The 17,926-nt window shown below is 49.9% G+C and carries 20 protein-coding genes and 3 riboswitches; of the genes, 2 read left to right on the forward strand and 18 right to left on the reverse strand.

The window, feature by feature from the left end; translation table 11 throughout:
• Window positions 1–19: 19 nt before the first annotated feature.
• The 15 genes from Q0757_RS10795 to Q0757_RS10865 all read right to left on the reverse strand — a co-directional run bounded on the left by Q0757_RS10795 (window position 20) and on the right by Q0757_RS10865 (window position 13,975).
• Window positions 20–502, reverse strand: a complete 483-nt coding sequence (locus Q0757_RS10795) for a GtrA family protein (RefSeq protein ID WP_298787177.1) — start codon at window positions 500–502, stop codon at window positions 20–22.
• Window positions 503–533: 31 nt separating this feature from the next.
• Window positions 534–1,694, reverse strand: a complete 1,161-nt coding sequence (locus Q0757_RS10800; RefSeq protein ID WP_298787179.1) for a glycosyltransferase family 1 protein — start codon at window positions 1,692–1,694, stop codon at window positions 534–536.
• A 19-nt stretch (window positions 1,695–1,713) separates the two neighbouring features.
• Window positions 1,714–2,862, reverse strand: coding sequence for an NAD-dependent epimerase/dehydratase family protein (locus Q0757_RS10805; RefSeq protein ID WP_298787181.1), 1,149 nt, complete (start codon window positions 2,860–2,862; stop codon window positions 1,714–1,716).
• Between the two features lie 557 nt (window positions 2,863–3,419).
• Window positions 3,420–3,761 (reverse strand): general stress protein, encoded by a 342-nt coding sequence (locus tag Q0757_RS10810; protein WP_298787183.1) that lies wholly within the window; start codon window positions 3,759–3,761, stop codon window positions 3,420–3,422.
• Window positions 3,762–3,821: 60 nt separating this feature from the next.
• Complete coding sequence (locus Q0757_RS10815; protein ID WP_298787185.1) at window positions 3,822–4,841, reverse strand: ThiF family adenylyltransferase; 1,020 nt, start codon at window positions 4,839–4,841, stop codon at window positions 3,822–3,824.
• Window positions 4,838–5,602 carry a thiazole synthase gene (locus Q0757_RS10820; RefSeq protein ID WP_298787187.1) on the reverse strand — a complete coding sequence of 255 codons (765 nt, stop codon included), beginning with the start codon at window positions 5,600–5,602 and terminating at the stop codon, window positions 4,838–4,840. Before Q0757_RS10820 ends, Q0757_RS10815 begins: the two co-directional genes overlap by 4 nt.
• 4 nt (window positions 5,603–5,606) lie before the next feature.
• Window positions 5,607–5,807 (reverse strand): sulfur carrier protein ThiS, encoded by a 201-nt coding sequence (gene thiS / locus Q0757_RS10825; protein WP_298787189.1) that lies wholly within the window; start codon window positions 5,805–5,807, stop codon window positions 5,607–5,609.
• Window positions 5,791–6,915: a glycine oxidase ThiO gene (thiO, locus tag Q0757_RS10830; RefSeq protein WP_298787191.1), complete on the reverse strand. Its 1,125-nt coding sequence runs from the start codon at window positions 6,913–6,915 to the stop codon at window positions 5,791–5,793. The genes thiS and thiO overlap by 17 nt, the downstream gene beginning before the upstream one ends.
• On the reverse strand, window positions 6,905–7,516 hold the full coding sequence (locus tag Q0757_RS10835; RefSeq protein ID WP_298787193.1) for a thiamine phosphate synthase: 612 nt from the start codon (window positions 7,514–7,516) through the stop codon (window positions 6,905–6,907). The genes thiO and Q0757_RS10835 overlap by 11 nt, the downstream gene beginning before the upstream one ends.
• Window positions 7,517–7,558: 42 nt before the next feature.
• Window positions 7,559–7,661: riboswitch (TPP riboswitch) on the reverse strand.
• Window positions 7,662–7,717: 56 nt separating this feature from the next.
• Window positions 7,718–7,817: riboswitch (TPP riboswitch) on the reverse strand.
• A 52-nt stretch (window positions 7,818–7,869) separates the two neighbouring features.
• On the reverse strand, window positions 7,870–8,769 hold the full coding sequence (locus Q0757_RS10840; RefSeq protein WP_298787195.1) for an AEC family transporter: 900 nt from the start codon (window positions 8,767–8,769) through the stop codon (window positions 7,870–7,872).
• 56 nt (window positions 8,770–8,825) lie between these two features.
• Window positions 8,826–10,298 carry a potassium/proton antiporter gene (locus Q0757_RS10845; protein ID WP_298787197.1) on the reverse strand — a complete coding sequence of 491 codons (1,473 nt, stop codon included), beginning with the start codon at window positions 10,296–10,298 and terminating at the stop codon, window positions 8,826–8,828.
• A gap of 180 nt (window positions 10,299–10,478) precedes the next feature.
• The gene (locus Q0757_RS10850) at window positions 10,479–10,817 is read right to left on the reverse strand and encodes a DUF1516 family protein (protein ID WP_298787199.1); all 339 of its coding nucleotides are present in this window, start codon (window positions 10,815–10,817) and stop codon (window positions 10,479–10,481) included.
• A gap of 116 nt (window positions 10,818–10,933) precedes the next feature.
• Complete coding sequence (locus Q0757_RS10855) at window positions 10,934–11,251, reverse strand: multidrug efflux SMR transporter (protein ID WP_298787590.1); 318 nt, start codon at window positions 11,249–11,251, stop codon at window positions 10,934–10,936.
• The gene (locus tag Q0757_RS10860; RefSeq protein ID WP_298787201.1) at window positions 11,251–11,592 is read right to left on the reverse strand and encodes a multidrug efflux SMR transporter; all 342 of its coding nucleotides are present in this window, start codon (window positions 11,590–11,592) and stop codon (window positions 11,251–11,253) included. The genes Q0757_RS10855 and Q0757_RS10860 overlap by 1 nt, the downstream gene beginning before the upstream one ends.
• Window positions 11,593–11,688: 96 nt before the next feature.
• Window positions 11,689–11,787, reverse strand: a riboswitch (guanidine-I (ykkC/yxkD leader).
• A gap of 31 nt (window positions 11,788–11,818) precedes the next feature.
• Window positions 11,819–13,975 (reverse strand): type IA DNA topoisomerase, encoded by a 2,157-nt coding sequence (locus tag Q0757_RS10865; RefSeq protein WP_298787203.1) that lies wholly within the window; start codon window positions 13,973–13,975, stop codon window positions 11,819–11,821.
• Between the two features lie 202 nt (window positions 13,976–14,177).
• Here Q0757_RS10865 and Q0757_RS10870 point away from each other — a divergent pair, with 202 nt between their 5' ends.
• Window positions 14,178–14,984: a 2OG-Fe dioxygenase family protein gene (locus tag Q0757_RS10870; RefSeq protein WP_298787205.1), complete on the forward strand. Its 807-nt coding sequence runs from the start codon at window positions 14,178–14,180 to the stop codon at window positions 14,982–14,984.
• A gap of 47 nt (window positions 14,985–15,031) precedes the next feature.
• Here the strand turns inward: Q0757_RS10870 and Q0757_RS10875 are convergent, their stop codons facing one another.
• The 3 genes from Q0757_RS10875 to Q0757_RS10885 all read right to left on the reverse strand — a co-directional run bounded on the left by Q0757_RS10875 (window position 15,032) and on the right by Q0757_RS10885 (window position 17,263).
• Window positions 15,032–15,274, reverse strand: coding sequence for a DUF2584 family protein (locus Q0757_RS10875; RefSeq protein WP_022792532.1), 243 nt, complete (start codon window positions 15,272–15,274; stop codon window positions 15,032–15,034).
• Between the two features lie 57 nt (window positions 15,275–15,331).
• Window positions 15,332–16,252 (reverse strand): nucleoside hydrolase, encoded by a 921-nt coding sequence (locus Q0757_RS10880; protein WP_298787209.1) that lies wholly within the window; start codon window positions 16,250–16,252, stop codon window positions 15,332–15,334.
• A gap of 90 nt (window positions 16,253–16,342) precedes the next feature.
• Complete coding sequence (locus Q0757_RS10885) at window positions 16,343–17,263, reverse strand: manganese catalase family protein (RefSeq protein ID WP_366139534.1); 921 nt, start codon at window positions 17,261–17,263, stop codon at window positions 16,343–16,345.
• A gap of 234 nt (window positions 17,264–17,497) precedes the next feature.
• On the opposite strand from Q0757_RS10885, the gene Q0757_RS10890 reads away from it, so the two are divergent.
• Window positions 17,498–17,926 (forward strand): pyridoxamine 5'-phosphate oxidase family protein, encoded by a 429-nt coding sequence (locus tag Q0757_RS10890; protein WP_298787211.1) that lies wholly within the window; start codon window positions 17,498–17,500, stop codon window positions 17,924–17,926.

The following is a 17,926-nucleotide window of genomic DNA, read 5'->3' on the forward strand; positions in this document are numbered from 1 at the left end:
GCGGTTCTGAGATGTTCTTCTACTGGTTTTCTTCCCGTGAGGATTGTTCACGGTTTGGATACCGGCGGTTAAAGTCTTTAAAAACAAAGTATTTCATCATAAAGAAACTCGCCGTGAACGAAGCCAGCATGGCCAGCCCCTTAGCCAGGTTCTGGCGGATCCATGTCGGTACTCCAAGTGTCTGAAATAAAGCATTAAATCCTAAAAATACGGCATTGTTAATACCCAGGCTGATCAGCCCCTGAACAATAAACACTAGCCGCTGGCGGGTGCTTCCTTTCGCGGAGTCCCGGAACGTAATAAAGACATTCCAGATGTAGCTGTTTGTTACCGCCAATGCGTAAGCAATCGTATTAAAAAGTGTTAAAGTCATTCGCTCTTCACTTGGAAAAAGAAATAGAAGCAGATTCAATGCCCCTATATCGACTACGGCATTTGTTACACCAATCGCACTAAACTGAAGCGCTTGAAGAGGACCACGCCGCTTTTGATTCTTACCCATAGAACCCCTCTGTTCTTGATGAAATCTCCGCTTACCGGCGTTCTTCTGAAACTGTGTCACTATCTTCCGCCGTTATTGAAACCTTCACACCGGCTGCTTCTTTGTACAAATCCCTGATTTGCTCTGCTGCCGCTTCCCATCCGAATTCAGCAACATCTGTAAAGGCCTGGTCGGCCAGGCGTTTACGGAGAGTTTCGTCTTCAAAGCGGCAGACAGTATTTTTAAAGTCATCTTTAATATGCGGATCATACAAAAGGCCGTTACGTTCTGATGTCAGCTGTTCCTTTGTCGGTCCGCTTTCTGCAGCCACAAGGGGCAGGCCGGATGCCATTGCTTCCATAATCACAAGCCCCAGCGTTTCCGTTGTAGAAGGAAACACAAATACGTCGGAGGAGGCAAATGTAGACGCCAGTTCATTCCCGTGCATAAACCCTGTGAATACGGTGTCTGTGCCCTCGAAATGCTTTTCAAGCTCCTCGCGGTGGGGGCCGTCTCCTACAATAGCCAGGCAAAACTTGTCCGATTCTTCGAGGACATCACGGATTTTTTCAATCTCTTTTTCCGCCGCAAGCCTTCCTACATAAAGCAGCAGCGTTCGGTCGCTTTTTCCACCGGAGAGCCGCTCCCTCATTTTTCTGCTGTGGTGCCTGGGATGGAACTGTTCGGTATCTACTCCACGTTTCCACAAATGCATACGCTCAAACCTTTTTTCCTGAAGCTCTGTCTGAACGGTCTGCGAGGTGCAGAGATTAATATCCGCTTTGTTATGCAGGCGCCGGACATACCACCACATCAGCCATTTCAGCATGCCCAGATTATAGTAGGACATATACTGGGTCAGATTTGTATGGTAGGAGGCAACCAGCGGCACGCCAAGCTTTTTCGCATAGTTTACCCCCGAATAGCCTACAACCGCCGGGTTCACGACGTGAATGACGTCGGGCCCGAAATCCTGTATATACTTCTTGACTACCCGGTTCGGGAGAGCGAACTTCTTTGAACGATAAAAAGGGAGGGCGCGCGCAGGCACCCCTTTCACTTCTGCTCCATCAAATTCATACACACCCAGATCCGGGGCCACAATCTGTACTTCATGACCATCACGATGCAGCCAGCGTATGCAGGCTGTTAATCGTGTAACAATTCCATCTGTAGAAGGCAGAAAAGTCTCGGTGATGATCATTATCTTCATAGAAGACAACTCCCCGTTTTTATTTCCAGCTCACACTCGGCAGTACATTCTCTTCGATTACCCGCTCTTTATGCGCAATCACCGCTTTTAAGATGTGGCGGATAACGTCATCTGTTAAAAAGTGCGGCTCCAGTCCCAAGTCTAAAAGATTGGTGTTTACCGCTTCCAGGAAGTGCTCTTCAAGCTCTACCCGCGGGTTTTCCAGATGGTCCACATCAACATGGTAGCCTTCTTCTTCGGCTACCTTTTTCACCCGTTCAGCGAGTTCAAGTACAGAGAAATCTTCAGTGAACTGGTTGAACACACGGAACTCTCCAGGTTCAGCCGGTTTTTCTGCCGCAATCTCCACACAGCGGACCGTATCTTCAAGGTTTAGGAAACCACGGGTCTGGCCGCCCTTTCCGTAAACGGTCAGGTTCCGTCCGATGGCGGACTGAATGATAAAACGGTTCAGCGCTGTTCCAAAAACTCCGTCGTAGTCCAGACGGTTGGTAAGTACTGGGTCCATGTTGGTTTCATTCGTATCCAGGCCGTAAACGATGCCCTGGTTTAAGTCTGTCGCACGGATGCCCCACACGCGGCAGGCAAACATAATGTTATGGCTGTCATGCACTTTCGATAAATGATAGAAGGAGCCTGGCTGTTTCGGGAACGGAAGGCGGTCCTTGCGTCCCTTGTGCTCCACTTCCAGGTAGCCTTCTTCAATTGGAATATTCGGCGTGCCGTATTCTCCCATCGTGCCAAGCTTAATCAGGTGGCAGTCCGGCGCCATTTCTTTAATAGCATAAAGCACATTCAAATTCCCTACTACGTTATTGACCTGCGTGTAGACTGCGTGCTCGCGGTCTATCATCGAATAAGGAGCCGAGCGCTGTTCAGCAAAGTGAACAAATGCTTCCGGCTGTTCCTGTTCCATAACCTGCTGCAGGAAATCGTAATGCTGAAGATCACCTTCGTATGTACGTATTTCTTTTCCTGTCAGCTCTTTCCACTTCGCCACCCGGTCTTCAAGGCTTGCAATCGGGGTGATCGAGTTGGAATGAAGTTCGTCGTCAATCTTTCTGCGCACCATGCTGTCGATAATTGATACATCATGACCCTGCTTTGATAAGTAAAGCGCGGTCGGCCAACCACAAAATCCATCTCCACCTGCAACAATAATTTTCACGTCAGTTACCTCCACATCATTTAATACAATCTGATAATTCTATGGGTATCTATAAGGTAATTCCTACCTCGTAGAGTGCAAGTTGCCGTCGTATATGTACATCCGAGTAGAATTCCCATCGAAACAATACCACTCTCCTTATATTAACGCAACTATTAGTCTATATACCACCGTTATTCTATCATACTAACTAATCATTGCAGCTGTCACAGCCATAATTCATAAAAATTACATAAAATTTTATCGAAAAGCGAAGGAAGCCTGTTCAGCGGCGCGGGCCCTGGAAGAGCTTTGGATAAAGAGGCCTTTTCTCTTTACCAAAGATCTGAAGGGACACGCCGCCGCTGGCTTCCGGAGCTGGACAGATCGAAAAGCGAAGGAAGCCTGTTCAGCGACGCGGGCCCTGTTGGAAGCGTCGATAGACGATGAAACAAGGATGAAGCCAATGGCACGGGCGGTCGGGAGGCGGAGCCGGACATCGAAAAGCGAAGAATAGATATTAACCGAACTGACCTGCCTCGTGCGGGCCTCAAAGCTGAACAAAATCCGGAAAAGATTCACTTTTCAAAAGAGAATTTTTCCGGATCTTCATCAACAGCAATTAATATATTATGTTCGTTTAGCTTTTCACTCAGATCGCGCGCTTCTTCATCACTGTATCCAAGCTTTGTTAATCGTTCATAAATATCCGATGCACCGTTTCGGAAAAACTGTTTTACGAACTCCACCGGACTTGTAGCGTCTGCTTCTGTATCACTTACTTTTAGTTCTTTCGCAGTCGCTTTTTCCGCCTCAAGAGCCAAAGCATAAATCTGTTCCTTTTGGATCCCCTGCATCTTTAATTTATCTACAGCCTTCTGTGCTTCTTCTACGGATACAAAAATACGAGCGGTAGGCAATAGTTCCCCCTCCTTGCAAGGAATATTACCACTCCGCCCGTAAAATGAAACAAGGAATATTTATCCTCCAATATATCTCTGATACAACGATCTTGCCTCCACTTCCCCGGAAACCCCGTGAATAATGGCTCTTCCGTCTTTAAAGAGCACCATCCGCTTGTTTTCAATATTTAACACCAGCAGATGCTGATTCGCTTTGGAGATGTGCTGCTTATGAACGTCCGCCGTCTGCTTCAGTGACACCTGCATATCAGGAAGAGGCTTCACCTGTACGGCGTCCCTGCCGCACAACGTCTCCGCCTTGCTTCGCCCACTCCATGCGAGCGCCGGATACGCTGGCGATGCCCCGCAGGAGGGACAATCCTCATCCTGCAGCGAGTCTACATGAATGGAAGAACTCTCGTTCGACCATACATCAAACGACCACAGCGTTCCTCGGAGTTGTTCAAAGGAATGAGTAAGCAGCTTCATCGCTTCGGTCACCTGAGCGGCGCTTACGAATTGGACGGCCGGGGCAATAATACCCACCGTGTCACACGTTTCCCCTTCCATTGGGATACCCTTCATCAGGCAGCGCAGGCACGGCCCATGTCCCGGCCTTACTGTGTAGCTCAGTCCGTACGCGCCTACACAGGCTCCGTAGATCCAGGGGAGCCGGTGCTTCAACGCTGTATCATTAATCATCAGCCTCGTTTCCATATTATCGAGCCCATCAATAATAAGATCTGCGGGCAGACAATTTTCAAGCACGGCCGGATCGGCTTCTCCGACAATGATTTCAATAGAAGCATCACTCCGGATATCGAGCAGCCGCTTTTTCGCCGCTTCTGCCTTTGGCGTACAGGCCTCGGCGTCGGCTTCCGTATAAAGCTGCTGGCGCTGCAGATTGCTTTCCTCCACATAATCCCGGTCGATCAGCGTTAATTTTCCGATTCCCGCGCGTACGAGGGTTTCGGCGGTTAAACTCCCAAGAGCGCCCGCGCCCACCACTATGACGTGAGCCTCATGCAGCCTTTCCTGTCCTTTCCGGCCGATGCCGTGAAATAACCGCTGACGGGAAAAACGTTCTTCCGTATTCAAATGCTGAGGCCCCCTATAGGGCTGCTTGCCTGGGCATAGAATTTTTTATCAATGCGCCCTGCTTCTGCGCCAAGTGCCCCGGCCCTTACTGCCAGTTTCATCGCCTCTGCCATTTTTACAGGATCGCCCGCTCCTGAAACTGCTGTATTCAGCAGGATGCCATCAGCACCTAGCTCCATTGCATAAGCAGCATCCTTCGGGCTCCCAATGCCTGCATCTACAATTACCGGAACCTCCGCCTGCTCAATAATATGGGAGAGGTTGTACGGATTAATGATTCCAAGCCCCGTGCCTATAGGAGAGGCCCCCGGCATTACTGCATGAACACCAAGCTCCTGAAGCTTTCTTGCCAGCACAACGTCATCAGAGGTATACGCGAGGACAGTAAACCCTTCGTTCAGCAGCTGCTCCGAGGCCCGGAGCGTTTCCACCGGATCCGGCAGAAGCGTTTTGTCGCAGCCGATCACTTCTACTTTAATCATGTCACACATATTGGCCGCTTCTGCCAGCTTCGCTGTCCGTACTGCCTCTTCAGCCGTTTTAGCTCCCGCTGTATTCGGGAGCAGCCGATATTTGGATACATCCATCTGTTCAAATGGATCTGGCTGGCTGCTGTCAAACAGGTTCATTCTCCGAACGGCGAAGGTCAGTACCTCCGTTTCCGATGCTTCTACTGCCTGGAGCTGGGTCTTAGCGTCCTTATATTTTCCGGTGCCAAGAAATAAATTCGATTCAAACGTCATATTGCCAATATTAAGCATTCGTTCATCCGCCTCCTACAAAATGAATGATTTCGATTTTATCCCCGTCCATTAAACCTTCCTGCTGATGAAATTCTTCAATCACAATAGTACCGTTGCGCTCCACCACTGTTTTTTTGTGGGCGATCTGAAGCTCTTCCAGTAAATCGGCTACAGTTGTGCTGTTCTCAATATTCTGTAATTGACCATTAAGCGTGATCTGCATGAATAACTCCTCCCTTTCGTATTTGAGGATCTACGGCAAACAGGTGCTTCCAGTCTTCGCGGACGCTTTCTCCTTCGATCCGGGCAGCCATCCATTGTCCGCTCAGTGCTGAAAGCAGAATACCGTTTCTGTAGTGCCCGGTCATTACCCACAGGCCACGGCTGGTCTGTCCCATATATGGCAGTCCGTCTCCTGTCTGCGGCCGGATGCCGCTCCAAAATCTTTCAATGCTTGCATGCTTCAGACCCGGTACTAAATGAACAGCTGCTTTCATCAGCTCCTGCATCGAGGCTACACTGACTCCTGTACTCGAGTCCCCGGGCTTTTCTGTGGCGCCGATAAAGATTTCCCCGTCCCTTTTCGGAACAATGTATACCTCCGGCGTGTGCAGAGTGTGTCTCAAATTCTCATGGGGCATCCGTACGGACAAGCACTCCCCTTTTACCGGATAGAGCGTAAAATCCTTTTCATCCAACAGCTCCACTCCGGCGCTCCCCCCGGTAAAAACCACTTCTTTTGCTTCAATCATTCCTTCCTTTGTTTTCACGCCACAAATCCGGCCGTCAGCTTCTAAAAAACGGTCCACAGAAGTGTTTTCCCGTATAATTGTCCCGCAGGCCCTTGCTGCTTCAGCAAGGGCTATTGTCCACTCATAGGCCCGGAGCTGTCCGTCCTTCGGGATGGACCAGACGCCCCGGATGTTTTTGGAAAGCGCCGGTTCCCTGCGCAGGGCTTCATGTGCCGAAAGCCACTCCGCGCCGTAGCCGCGCCCTGCAGCCCGCCGGTATTTATCTTCTCCCGCCTTCTCCCATACAGGCTTCAGCATTCCGTTGTTCACGTAGGAAACATCCATTCCACTAAGCGCTTCCACTTCGGGGACCATCTCTTCAAACAGCTCCCGGCTTTCCAGGGCGAATTCCTGAAAAAGGTCAGACCCCTCCCACTCGGACTGCGCTCCGAGCATGCCGGCAGCCGCTTTTGATGCTCCGGCAGCAATGGAGTCTTTCTCGATTACCATTACGCGGCGCCCGCGTTTGCTTAACTGATACGCAAGCGAGCATCCCTGCACACCTGCGCCTACAATAAGAACCTCTGTATCAGCCTTCATTGTTATCACTCCTTAACCGGGCTCTGAGCTTTCCGGCTGCTTTTCCGGGCTGGGCAGCCTCATAAAAATATGCAATGGCTGCGACCCCGGACGCTCCACAGTTTATACACTCCACTGCTTTGTCAGCGTCAATTCCTCCTATGGCAATTACGGGGATCCGTACGCTTTTCGCCACAGCCTCCAGCGCCCGGAGCCCTCGCGGTGATTTCCCAGGTTTACTGCCGGAGGCAAACACATGGCCAAAATACAGCCATGATGCTCCCTGCTGTTCACTTTTTTCCGCCGCTTCCACCGAGTGGACGGACTGACCCCAGCCTGCGGAGACCGGATAGATCGTACGACGCTCCGGCAGGTGGGCACCGGCCAGGCCGTATGCAGCAGCAAGTTCGGGTTCATCATTTATGATCAGCTGCTTCGGGGCAGCTCCTTCCTTTAACACCCATCCAATGGCCGTTTCTTTTTCACGCCTTGTCCATTCGGGCGCCCGTACATGCACGTAGTCAACGACCCCACTCAGCTCTCTCGTTTTTTCCCACCAAGCTTTCAACTGTATATCCGGCGGCGATACGGCGTGGATGCAAGGCTTCGGTTTATTATCCATAAAAAAACCTCCTTCCAGAAGGAAGGAGGCTGCCCGTTAAAAGGTTCAACATGGCTGCTTCCCTCCGCTGGATCTCCAGATCAGGTTCAAAGGGTTCCGGATAGTTCTCCGGTCTCAGCCTCAGCAGGCACCCCCAGCAAATATAATATTTTCCCACAAAAAACCCCGCCTTCGTTAGAAAGCGGGGGAGATAGTCGTATCAGCATCTCTTCCCCACTTCCCTCCGCTGGTATAATCCAGATCAGGTTCAAAGGGATCAGCTTTACGCTGTCTCAGCCAACAGGCACCCCTAGTGGTTTGATATTACTTATATCATAACGCGGTACACCTCTTCCGTCAATTCACCCCGAGTTTTACGCCTGGAAAATCGACAGCACCACCCAGAGGGAGGGGACGCTTAAAAGAGTTGTCACCAGTGTAATACTCGAAACAAGCTGAGGGTTGGAATCAAACTGGACGGAAATCATTGCCATCGTTGCTGCACTCGGCATCGCTGTTGAAACAACCAGCACGGTCGTCAGCGTATCGCTGGTCTGCAGCAGCAGAGTAATCACATAAGCAAGGGCCGGGGCAAATATAAGCCGCAAAAACGTGCCTGCACTTACAAGCTTCCAATCCATGCGTTTTACGGATATGCGTGCAAGCTGCATGCCCAGTATAATCATAACTACCGGAATCGCTGCGCTCGCGAGCATATCAAGGGCTTCATAATAGGTCGCACCGATCGGTATTCCTGTCAGCTGGAAGAGGATGCCCGCAAGCAGTGCATAAAATACCGGCATCCGCAGCACCGTGCGAAACGCGTCGGCTGTATCCATATTGGCGCTGTTTGCGATATAGACACCTACAGTATTCATCAGCATCGTCTGGATAACCATAAAAACGATAGAGTAGGCAAAGGCTGTATCGCCAAACGCAAAAGCGATTAAGGGAGCACCGTAATTACCCGCATTCATAAATACAGTGGACAGCATCATGCCGGTTTCATTGGCTTTTGGCCATTGACGCAAAAAAGACACTAATTTGATCAGCCCGGTCATGACCGCCAAAAACACCAGGGAAAACAGAGCCATCGACAGCATATCGCTGTTCAGCTCTCTTTCATAGAATGTCCGGAAAACAAGCGCGGGCGTCAATACATAAAGAGCGACAGCCGACACCGGCCGAATATCCACTGCCTGTCTTTTCTGCAGCAAATAGCCAATCGCAAATATTAAAATGATTGGGATCAATACATTGATCAGCACACTCATGCGGAGCCCTTCCTTCTTTCCTTAAATTTAATGCACCTTAATACCGGCCCTTTCCGCTAGTAATCGTGTCGGAGCATCTGCTTTAAAATACGCTTCTCTTTACGCGATACAAGAATATACAAATAATCACCTGCATTGATTACCGTCTCACCAACTGGAGTGACCAGTTCATCGTCTCTTACAATCGCGCTGATCAGCGCAGAGGCTGGAAATTCAATGCTTTGAAGCGTCTGGCCGACAATCGGTGTCGCTTCATTCGTTTGAAATTCCATAATTTCTGCGTTCGCTTTTCCAAGTGACACCAGCTCCAGGGAATGAGTCGGCGCTTCCCGGAGCGGACCGGACAGGTGAAGCCACTTTGCTAATGGAGCGATAGTCGCTCCCTGGATCAGCGCAGATGTCAGCACAATAAAGAAGACGACGTTAAAAATCTGGCTGCCCGACTCCACACCGGCCACGATCGGGTATGTAGCCAAAATGATCGGCACCGCCCCGCGCAGTCCCGCCCAGGATAGAAATATATTCTGCTTCGGCTTGTAGCCGAAAAAGGAAGTCGACAAAAACGTAGCCAGCGGGCGGGCCAAAAACATTAACACCGCTGATAAAATGAGCCCCATCGTGATGTTTGACCATGTCAATATATCTCTTGGAAACGCAAGGAGACCCAGGATGATAAACATGCTTATCTGAGACATCCATGCCATCCCTTCGTTAAACCGGTAAATCGGCTGACGGTAGATCAAATCGGAGTTTCCTATCATAAGGGCTGCTACATATACTGCCAAAAACCCGCTTGCGCTCATGCTCGAGGTCACGCTGTAGGTCAACAATGCAAAAGCGATCGCAAATAGAGGATACAAACCACTTGAGTCCAGATTGATACGGTTGATGGTCCATGAGGCTGCCCAGCCAAACAGGGCTCCCATCGCAAGACCAGCGCCCATCTGCCAGAAAAAAGCACCGGATAACAGCCAGACATTCGGCGAATCTGCCAAAATTAATTCAATAAAAAAGAGCGTTAAAAACACGGCCATCGGATCGTTGCTTCCCGACTCCGCTTCGAGGGTGGACCCCATTTTTTTATCAATGCTCCGTCCTTTCAGGGCAGCAAAGACGGCTGCGGCGTCTGTCGAACCGACTGTGGCTCCGAGAAGCATCGCTTCAAGCCAGCTCAGGTCGAGCAGCTGCTTTGCCACCACCCCCATCAGAGCAGCTGTAAACAGGACACCAAACGTGGCGAGCGTTACGGAAGGCCCCACCACCGGCCTAATGTCACGCCACCTTGTCTGAGTACCCCCTTCAAACAGAATAATAATCAGGGCTATAATCCCGACAGTCTGGGCAAGCTGGACATTTTGAAAGTCAATAATGCCAAAACCATCATTTCCCATCAGCATACCTAGAATTATAAACAAAATAAGCGAAGGTACGCCGAGACGTGTCGAAAATTTTGTCACGACGACACCTAATATAAGCAGAAGTGCTCCTAATAATATAAATGAATCCACGTTCGCGTTTCCTTCAAACAATGCCCTTTTCCTCCTTTCCCCTGCCACAGCTGTCTATGGCTTCTTTATGTATTACTTGCATGATACATGTAATGGTTGTTTAAAAAATACTTGCATTCAGGGAGCTCTAGTCTATCTCTTCTATACCCAAAAATGCACGCATATAAAAAAGCATGCTGTTTTTGCAGCATGCTCTCTGTATTACCCAATCACATCGTAGCCGATAGAAAGGATAATTGCGAATAAAATGACCCATATAATCCAAAACATGGCGTGTTTTCTGCCTGCCCGCCGGCGGACAAACATCATTTCCATTACCCCGATAAATATCAGGGCCAGCACCCCTTTTATAATGGACAGGAGCGGGAAGCCATACAGCGCCACCATGCCTGCACCAGAAAGAACCATGATAACCACGAAAAGCCGCTCAATCATCATTGTCACTTTTTGTTTCGGAAACAGGTAGCTGATCAAAAAGAATATAATCAAAAATGCCCACGAACCTGAATGTGCCTCATACAAAATACTTTGAAGATCCATATGTTTTCCTCCTTTCATTTTTCATTGCTTTTCTGCTCCAAATGCTTCACCTGAGTGTAACTATAATCAAAATAAAGCCTGTGCTCAAGCCATAAAAGCTTTTGTTTTTGAACGTTTTATGGCGCTATCAGCTTCAGGCCCACCACAGAAGCAAGGATCACTGCGATACTTATAAGCCGGCCTGTGTTTGCCGGCTCTTTGTACCAAAGCATGCCAAACAGTGCGCTGCCTGCTGCCCCTATTCCTGTCCAGACAGCGTAGGCAGTCCCCATCGGGAGCGTCTGCATCGCAAGGGAAAGGAGAAAAAAGCTTGCTCCAAACCCGGCAGCAATTAACAGCAGCGGCCAGATGACCCGCTTTTGGATCCATTCATTAATCATCGAAACACCAATCATCTCAAAAATACCCGCACCGATCAAATACAGCCATGTCATCACTGTCCACCGCTCCCTTCATTTGCTTTGGCACGCCCGGAGGCTGTATGAAGCCCGGCGATGCCTCCAATCAGCATGAAAATAAAGACCAGCTTGATCCATTCGAATGGCTGGCCGAAAAAGATCATATCAAGAACCGTCGTTCCGACGGTACCAATACCGACAAAGGCCACGTATGATGTTCCTACCGGCAGATGTTCGCCCGCCCGGATTAAAAAGAGAAAGCTCAGTACGATAGCCACAAGCGTTCCTGCCCATTCCCATCCGGCCGAGGCATGCTTCAAGCCCACGACCCAGAGAATTTCAAATGCTGCCGCTGCCGCGACGTTGATCCATCCCATTACAATCCCTCCTTGCCGGTGCTTTCTTAATTATTTCCCGGAAATATTCATTACAGCTTTAACCGCGAAAAAACCCGGGAAGTCTTCGCAGCGAAGATCTCCCGGGTTTTTATCCCTCCGTGTCGCAAACTATTCGTCTGCGGGTTTTCTCTTGGACCAGACCGGCAATGCCGCGGAACCCTAGAAAACATTCTGCCTCACAGTATATCAAATTTCCGGATATTGTCTACGACGAGGCATTGTCTTTAGCTGGAAACACAAATTCCACGCCATTTTCTTTACGTTTTAATTTGGCGTCAAACGGCTTTTTGCCTTTAAATCCTTTAATCACCTGGGTTTCCCCTTTTTCACACAGCTTTTTAACCTGCGCCTGGGTAATTCTTTTTTTCAATAACGTTTTCGGGACGGTGAATTTGCAGCCATTCGCATATTCACTGCAGCCGTAAAAGGACTTCCGCTCCATCAGCTGTCCCTTTTGGCATACGGGACAGAGGGCAATTGGCTCTGCACGCTGCGGCTGTTTTTTGGAGGAGGCGACCTGATCCGGCTTCGTCTGCATATTCGTTATGCCTGCCGGCGCTTCTTCCACCAGTTTTTTCGTAAAAGCCTCTGTCTGCTTTAAAAAAGCTTCCTTATCCGCTTCCCCGCTGCCAATCTGCTTTAAAAAGGCTTCCCATTTCGCGGTGAGCAGCGGCTTGGACAAAAGCGTCCCCTCCACTACTTCGCACAGTGCACGGCCCTTGGCGGTCACTTCCACAATGTTCTTTTGAATCCGGATATATTCCTGCTTTTGCAGGGTCTGAATAATGGTGCTGCGCGTCGCTTCAGTCCCAAGGCCTTCTGTTTCCTGCAGTACTTTTTTAGACGTTTCATCATCCTCGATCCATTTGCCGCAGGACTTCATCATGTTGATCAGTTGTCCCTCGGTGTAAGGCTTGGGCGGCTGGGTTTCCTTTTCAGCCGCCTGGACGTATGCCGTAACCTGCTCTTTTTCGGCTAATGGGGGAAGAGTATTGTCCTCCTGATCTTTCTTCTTCTTCGGCGCCGGAAAGAGCTCCTTCCAGCCCAGCTGCCGGTCCACCCGGCCTTTGCTTTCAAAAATAAGCCCATGGACGTCCGTTTCCACCGTCGTTTCTTCGTATACGTAGTTTCGGTGAAACATCGCCAGCACGCTGTTCATGACCTCTTTGTACACCTGCTGCTGGGCCCGGTTCAGCTTTTCAAACTGAGTCTGGCTCAGCACTTTTTTAGTCGGAATGATCGCATGGTGCTCCTGAACTTTGCTTCCGTCTACAAACCGCTTCGAGGGAGTGGTGGACGCCGGCTCGAAGGAGACGTTCATGCACTCCTGCATCCGGGAGAGATTTCCTTTTAAGTAGTTAAATTCCCCTGATGTGATGTGGCGGGTGTCCGTTCTCGGATAGGAAACAGCTTTTAATGGTTCGTCATACAGGCTCTGCACCGTTTTCAGCACGGCCGACGGACTCATTTTATATTTCTTGTTCATCGTTGTCTGCAGGCTCGAGAGCGAGTGAAGGAGCGGGGGCTTTTCCTGCTTTTCTTCTTTTTTGACGCTCCTGACCGTGCCTTCGGTATCCTTTTTCAGTCCGTGCTCCTTCCAGATCCGGAGCACCTCTTCCTTTGAGCCGAAGCGCTTTTTATACTTTCCTTTATACTCTCCTGCTTCCGCCCGGAAGGTTCCTTCAAGCTCCCAGTAAGGCTCGGGCACAAACGCCTCAATTTCCTTCTGCCGGTCGTAAATAAGCTTGAGTGTCGGCGTCTGGACCCTGCCGACGCTGAACACTTCATTGATGCCCTTCTGCTTTAACAGCAGCGTATACAGACGGCTCGCATTCATGCCGACAATCCAGTCGGAAAACTGGCGGGCCCGTGCCTCCTCGTAAAGAGGGAGATAGTCTGCACCTTCCCGGAGCTGCTCGAACCCTTTATACACTTCGTCCTTTTCGAGGCTGTTGATCCAAAGGCGCCGGGTTGGTTTATGAGACGTTTTCGTATAGTCGATAACGCTGCGCGCGATGTTCTCGCCTTCCCGGTCGCAGTCGGTCGCAATAATAATGCTGTCGGCTTCCTGCAGCATCTGTTTGACAATCTTCAGCTGCTTGAATGCCCTGGGGTTAGGCTTGAAGCGGAAATGGGCGGGAAGCATCGGGAGGGTATCGAGCGACCATTTTTTCCAGGAGGACTCGTAATCGGCCGGGGCCCGGAGCTCGAGCAGATGGCCAAACCCCCAGGTAAGCACCGCCCCGTCCGGAAACAGGCTGCACGGCTTCAGCCGCATATACCCATCTTTTTTCTCCTGTATTTGAAACGCGGCCGCGTAGGCTTTTGCCTGGGACGGCTTCTCCGCTAGGATAACTGGCATAAAGAAATTCCTCTCTTCGCTGATTTCTTTGAATTCAAGAACATTTGTTCTTTAATTATAATGAATCTGTCACAAAAACGAAAGATGGAGCCCGGCTTTCATATACTCAACTTCGGCCGCGCGTGATACACTAGCATTTGTGAAAACAATGGAAGGATGCTTCCACTCGAAGAAACCACTATTCGGGAGGAGAAATAGACAAATGAAGCCTTTAAAACAGCAGGGATACGAATATTACGATTTAGCCGATATCCTGCATGACAGCTACAGCGAAGCCGATCTTGCTGCTCTCACCGCCGCCTTTGACGACCTTCCGGCCGATGACTATGCCCCGGATCTGAACCGCTACCGTCAGTATGGCCGTGCCGTTATTTTTCCCGGCACCCACCGGATCGAATGGCTGCCGGAAACGGTTAAAAACGGTAAAAGCTACTACGATTATTTCCAGGGGTCGTTCAACCCGGAATACCCGGACGCGAGCCGCCGCTTTCCTGCCATTCCCGAACACGTCAGGCACAACCGGCTGCTTGAAGCGCTGATCGCCTTTAATTTCCGCCAGACATTCTGGACACGCGAGGATGCGCTGATGCCATTTCATGCAGGAGTCCACTTTGTGAAGCTGCACGTTGAATCCGGTGAGGACGAAGCTTTTTCTTCGCCAAATACGCTGCATCAGGACGGCGAGCCGTTCACATTTGCGCACCTGATCCGCCGGCGCAATATCGAAGGCGCACGGAACGTCATTTCTGTTCCGGAGGTCCGCGGGCGGATGCCGGAGGAGGTTGACAAGGAAAAAATTACTGATTCCTTTTACATGACCCGCCCGCTTGAATCCTACGGGGTGTATGATCCACTGGTCACTCATTACGTAGGCTCCGTACGCAAAGGCCCGGAGGACGGGCCCGGAGAGCGTTCTGCCATCTTAATTGACTACCAGCCTACTGTCGTTGCCAACCCGGATGAGATCCGAAGCATGCACGGTGATACAGACAATATGGATTATGTATAAACCGAACCCCCGGCGCAGCACGCGTCGGGGGTTCACTATTTGTCTGCTTAGTTGACCGAGGTTAGGGACACAAGCTCGTATTCAATTGTGGTGCGGTGGGATTCCCATTCCACCCGGTGTATAACCGCCTTGCCAAACGGCACCTTTTCGGCAAAGGTGTGAATGGGAAGCGGGTGATCAAGCGGAAACATTTGATAATTATCTTTGATCAGCCGGAAATTTTTTTCATCGAGGCGCTCGGCCTGCTTATTCGTAATAATTTCCCAGTTCATTTCTACAGAAAAACCCATATGCGTCCCTCCTGCTCCCTTGTCTCTTTAATTATAACGCTTACTTTTCTATTTCCATTATGGCAGATTTTTAAGCGATTGTACGATTAAATCCCAAAATTTATCATTATCGACTTCCACTGCGACCTGCACCGGCCCGTCAGCAGCGGAAGCATCAATGACTGTTTCCCCGTACGTATGCTTTCCCGCAGTTTCCACCTTTACCTCGGCCGATTCAAATGTAAACAGGGACGGCTCCAGGCACACTGCCACCGCGCACGGATCATGAACCGGCGGGAGCGTGAGATGAAAACGCTCCTGGTAAGCACGCTGGAAGTGATCAAGCAGTTCATACGTAAACTGGGCCGCCATTGTTGGTATCTCTTTAATCCGTTCCACCACGGCCTCGGATGATAACGCCTGATGAGTGACATCAAGGCCGCACATCGTGATTGGGATGCCGCTTGAAAAAACGATTTCTGCTGCTTCTGCATCTGCATAAATATTAAACTCTGCCGCAGGTGTCCAGTTGCCAAACGTGCCGCCTCCCATAACCGACAGGCGGCGAATACGTCCAGCGGCCTTCGGATTTTTACGGCATAGCATGGCAATATTGGTGAGCGGTCCCGTCGCAATAACGGTAATCTCTTCCTCTGAATGAAGCAGCAGCTCTTCCATTACGTCGACTGCATGTCTTTCCTCCACCGTATGTGTCGGCGCCGGAAGCTCTGGCCCATCCAGACCGGACTCACCGTGGATAGAAGGAGCGTGCTCCGCCTTGCGGACCAGGGGCCTTCCTGCTCCTTCCGCCACCGGTACTCCCTTAAGGCCTGCGGTATCAGCAGCCACTAAAGCATTTCTTGTTGTTTTTCCTATATCTGCATTGCCTGAAACGGTCGTTACAGCCCGGATATCCATATCCGGATGCCCCGCCGCAAGAAATAAAGCGATGACATCGTCGTGTCCCGGGTCCATATCCATAATTACTGGTATTTTCATCTGCTGCTTCCTTTCTTTCTAAGAATGTATGTTTATTCAAACCAAAAGCACCGCCGGCCGGCGGTGCTTTCATGCTTCGGACTCCGATGTTTAAAGTCCTGCTTCGTAGTTCAATTTTTTCGCCATTTCCCGGAACTGCTGCTCGTCAAATCCCGGGGCGAATTCCTCCGGAATATGGTCGAGGTTCGGAATTTCTCCGCCCTCCGGCGTCGGCATGTCACTGACTACCTCGAGTTCGCCCGGTGGCCCAACCGGTGTCGGTCCGTTCCAGATCCGGTCAAGCATGGTGTAATCATTATCACTGAAACGATAGAGCTTACGGTGTGCGCCCTTCGCTTCGTATTTATGGGCATGATCATATTTACTGTTATCAAGGTCCGGCACCGGAAGCATTTTCGTTACGTCCACGCCTGTTAATTTCTCCAGCGCTTTGGCATAGGCCACTACATGCACACCACCGCGCACAAGCAGGTAGCCGCAGAGTTCACGGGCGGTTTCATTGTCTGTCATCTGGTACACCCTCATTTTATGCGTTCTGGCTCCGCACTCGAGGTAAAAATTGTGAAGCAGATCGTTGACCAGGTTGCCGCTTGTAAAGACATTGTCCCCTGTCCACGGTGCTCCCATCGAATCCTTCGGTACAGAGTTCTGCCCGGCAAAAATAAAGCTTTGCGGATTTCTTGAATCCATGGCTTCACTGAGCGGTGTGCTGTCCGGATTGGCCGGGTCCTGGCCGCTTTGGCTCGTTGAACCCTGCAGGCATAAATTTATTGTATTGGCAACCAGCTCTACGTGTCCGAGTTCCTCGGCTGTGATGCTTGCGACTAAATCATAAAAAGGGCGTAGCTGTTTTTTGCTGCGGAAATTAAACGACTGGAATAAATAGTTATTAAGCGTTGACAATTCACCGAATTTTCCACCTAAAAGCTCCTGTACGACGTTGGCTGAGTTCGCGTCTGGGTTACTGGGCGTTGGGAGGTCGATTTGCAGTTTGTCAATTCTCTTAAACACAATGATTCCTCCTATAGGTTTAAATTCGTATTCCGCAAGCAAAATACACTTACCTATTTCCGTTCTTCCTTTTAAGCAAACACTAAATGTTTGTCTATTAACAATATTCATTCTTTTTATACAATTTGTATTATTTTCGAAAAATCCTGTTTCTCCGGCTTTGAAACCATGTTTAAAAGTACGTGGCGGCAGGAATAATGATAATTAGTTTCACTACGAAAGGAAGGTTTATCCATGGATAAAAACGAAGCAAAGAGACATGCACAAGATATCATCGACAGCAACAAGGTAGGCGTCCTTGCCACAATTGAAGGCAACAAGCCCCACTCCCGCTATATGACGTTTTACAATGACAACTTCACTCTTCTTACGCCGACAAGCAGCAAAACCCATAAGGCGGAAGAAATCGAGAAGAATTCCAATGTGCATATTCTGCTTGGATACGACGGTGAAGGCTATGGAGACGCTTTTGTTGAAATTTCCGGCAAAGCAGTAATCCGCCATGATCAGGAAACCAAGGAAAAGGTTTGGACCGACAGCGTGCAGTCCTGGCTTGGCTCCCCGGACAATCCCGAATATATTGTCCTCGAAATCCAGCCGGATTCTATCCGCCTGATGAACTCCAAAGGAGATACTCCCGAGGAAATTGACTTTTCTTCTTAA

Origin of the sequence: uncultured Marinococcus sp. (assembly GCF_947493875.1) — a bacterium.
GTDB lineage: Bacteria > Bacillota > Bacilli > Bacillales > Marinococcaceae > Marinococcus.

What these genes read in the sequence shown, in the direction of transcription:
- Q0757_RS10795 (WP_298787177.1), bottom strand. Translation starts at nt 502, where the DNA reads ATGGGTAAGAATCAAAAGCGGCGTGGTCCTCTTCAAGCGCTTCAGTTT.
- Q0757_RS10800 (WP_298787179.1), bottom strand. Translation starts at nt 1,694, where the DNA reads ATGAAGATAATGATCATCACCGAGACTTTTCTGCCTTCTACAGATGGA.
- Q0757_RS10820 (WP_298787187.1), bottom strand. Translation starts at nt 5,602, where the DNA reads ATGCTTAATATTGGCAATATGACGTTTGAATCGAATTTATTTCTTGGC.
- thiS (WP_298787189.1), bottom strand. Translation starts at nt 5,807, where the DNA reads ATGCAGATCACGCTTAATGGTCAATTACAGAATATTGAGAACAGCACA.
- thiO (WP_298787191.1), bottom strand. Translation starts at nt 6,915, where the DNA reads ATGAAGGCTGATACAGAGGTTCTTATTGTAGGCGCAGGTGTGCAGGGA.
- Q0757_RS10835 (WP_298787193.1), bottom strand. Translation starts at nt 7,516, where the DNA reads ATGGATAATAAACCGAAGCCTTGCATCCACGCCGTATCGCCGCCGGAT.
- Q0757_RS10840 (WP_298787195.1), bottom strand. Translation starts at nt 8,769, where the DNA reads ATGAGTGTGCTGATCAATGTATTGATCCCAATCATTTTAATATTTGCG.
- Q0757_RS10850 (WP_298787199.1), bottom strand. Translation starts at nt 10,817, where the DNA reads ATGGATCTTCAAAGTATTTTGTATGAGGCACATTCAGGTTCGTGGGCA.
- Q0757_RS10855 (WP_298787590.1), bottom strand. Translation starts at nt 11,251, where the DNA reads ATGACATGGCTGTATTTGATCGGTGCGGGTATTTTTGAGATGATTGGT.
- Q0757_RS10860 (WP_298787201.1), bottom strand. Translation starts at nt 11,592, where the DNA reads ATGGGATGGATCAACGTCGCGGCAGCGGCAGCATTTGAAATTCTCTGG.
- Q0757_RS10865 (WP_298787203.1), bottom strand. Translation starts at nt 13,975, where the DNA reads ATGCCAGTTATCCTAGCGGAGAAGCCGTCCCAGGCAAAAGCCTACGCG.
- Q0757_RS10870 (WP_298787205.1), top strand. Translation starts at nt 14,178, where the DNA reads ATGAAGCCTTTAAAACAGCAGGGATACGAATATTACGATTTAGCCGAT.
- Q0757_RS10875 (WP_022792532.1), bottom strand. Translation starts at nt 15,274, where the DNA reads ATGGGTTTTTCTGTAGAAATGAACTGGGAAATTATTACGAATAAGCAG.
- Q0757_RS10880 (WP_298787209.1), bottom strand. Translation starts at nt 16,252, where the DNA reads ATGAAAATACCAGTAATTATGGATATGGACCCGGGACACGACGATGTC.
- Q0757_RS10890 (WP_298787211.1), top strand. Translation starts at nt 17,498, where the DNA reads ATGGATAAAAACGAAGCAAAGAGACATGCACAAGATATCATCGACAGC.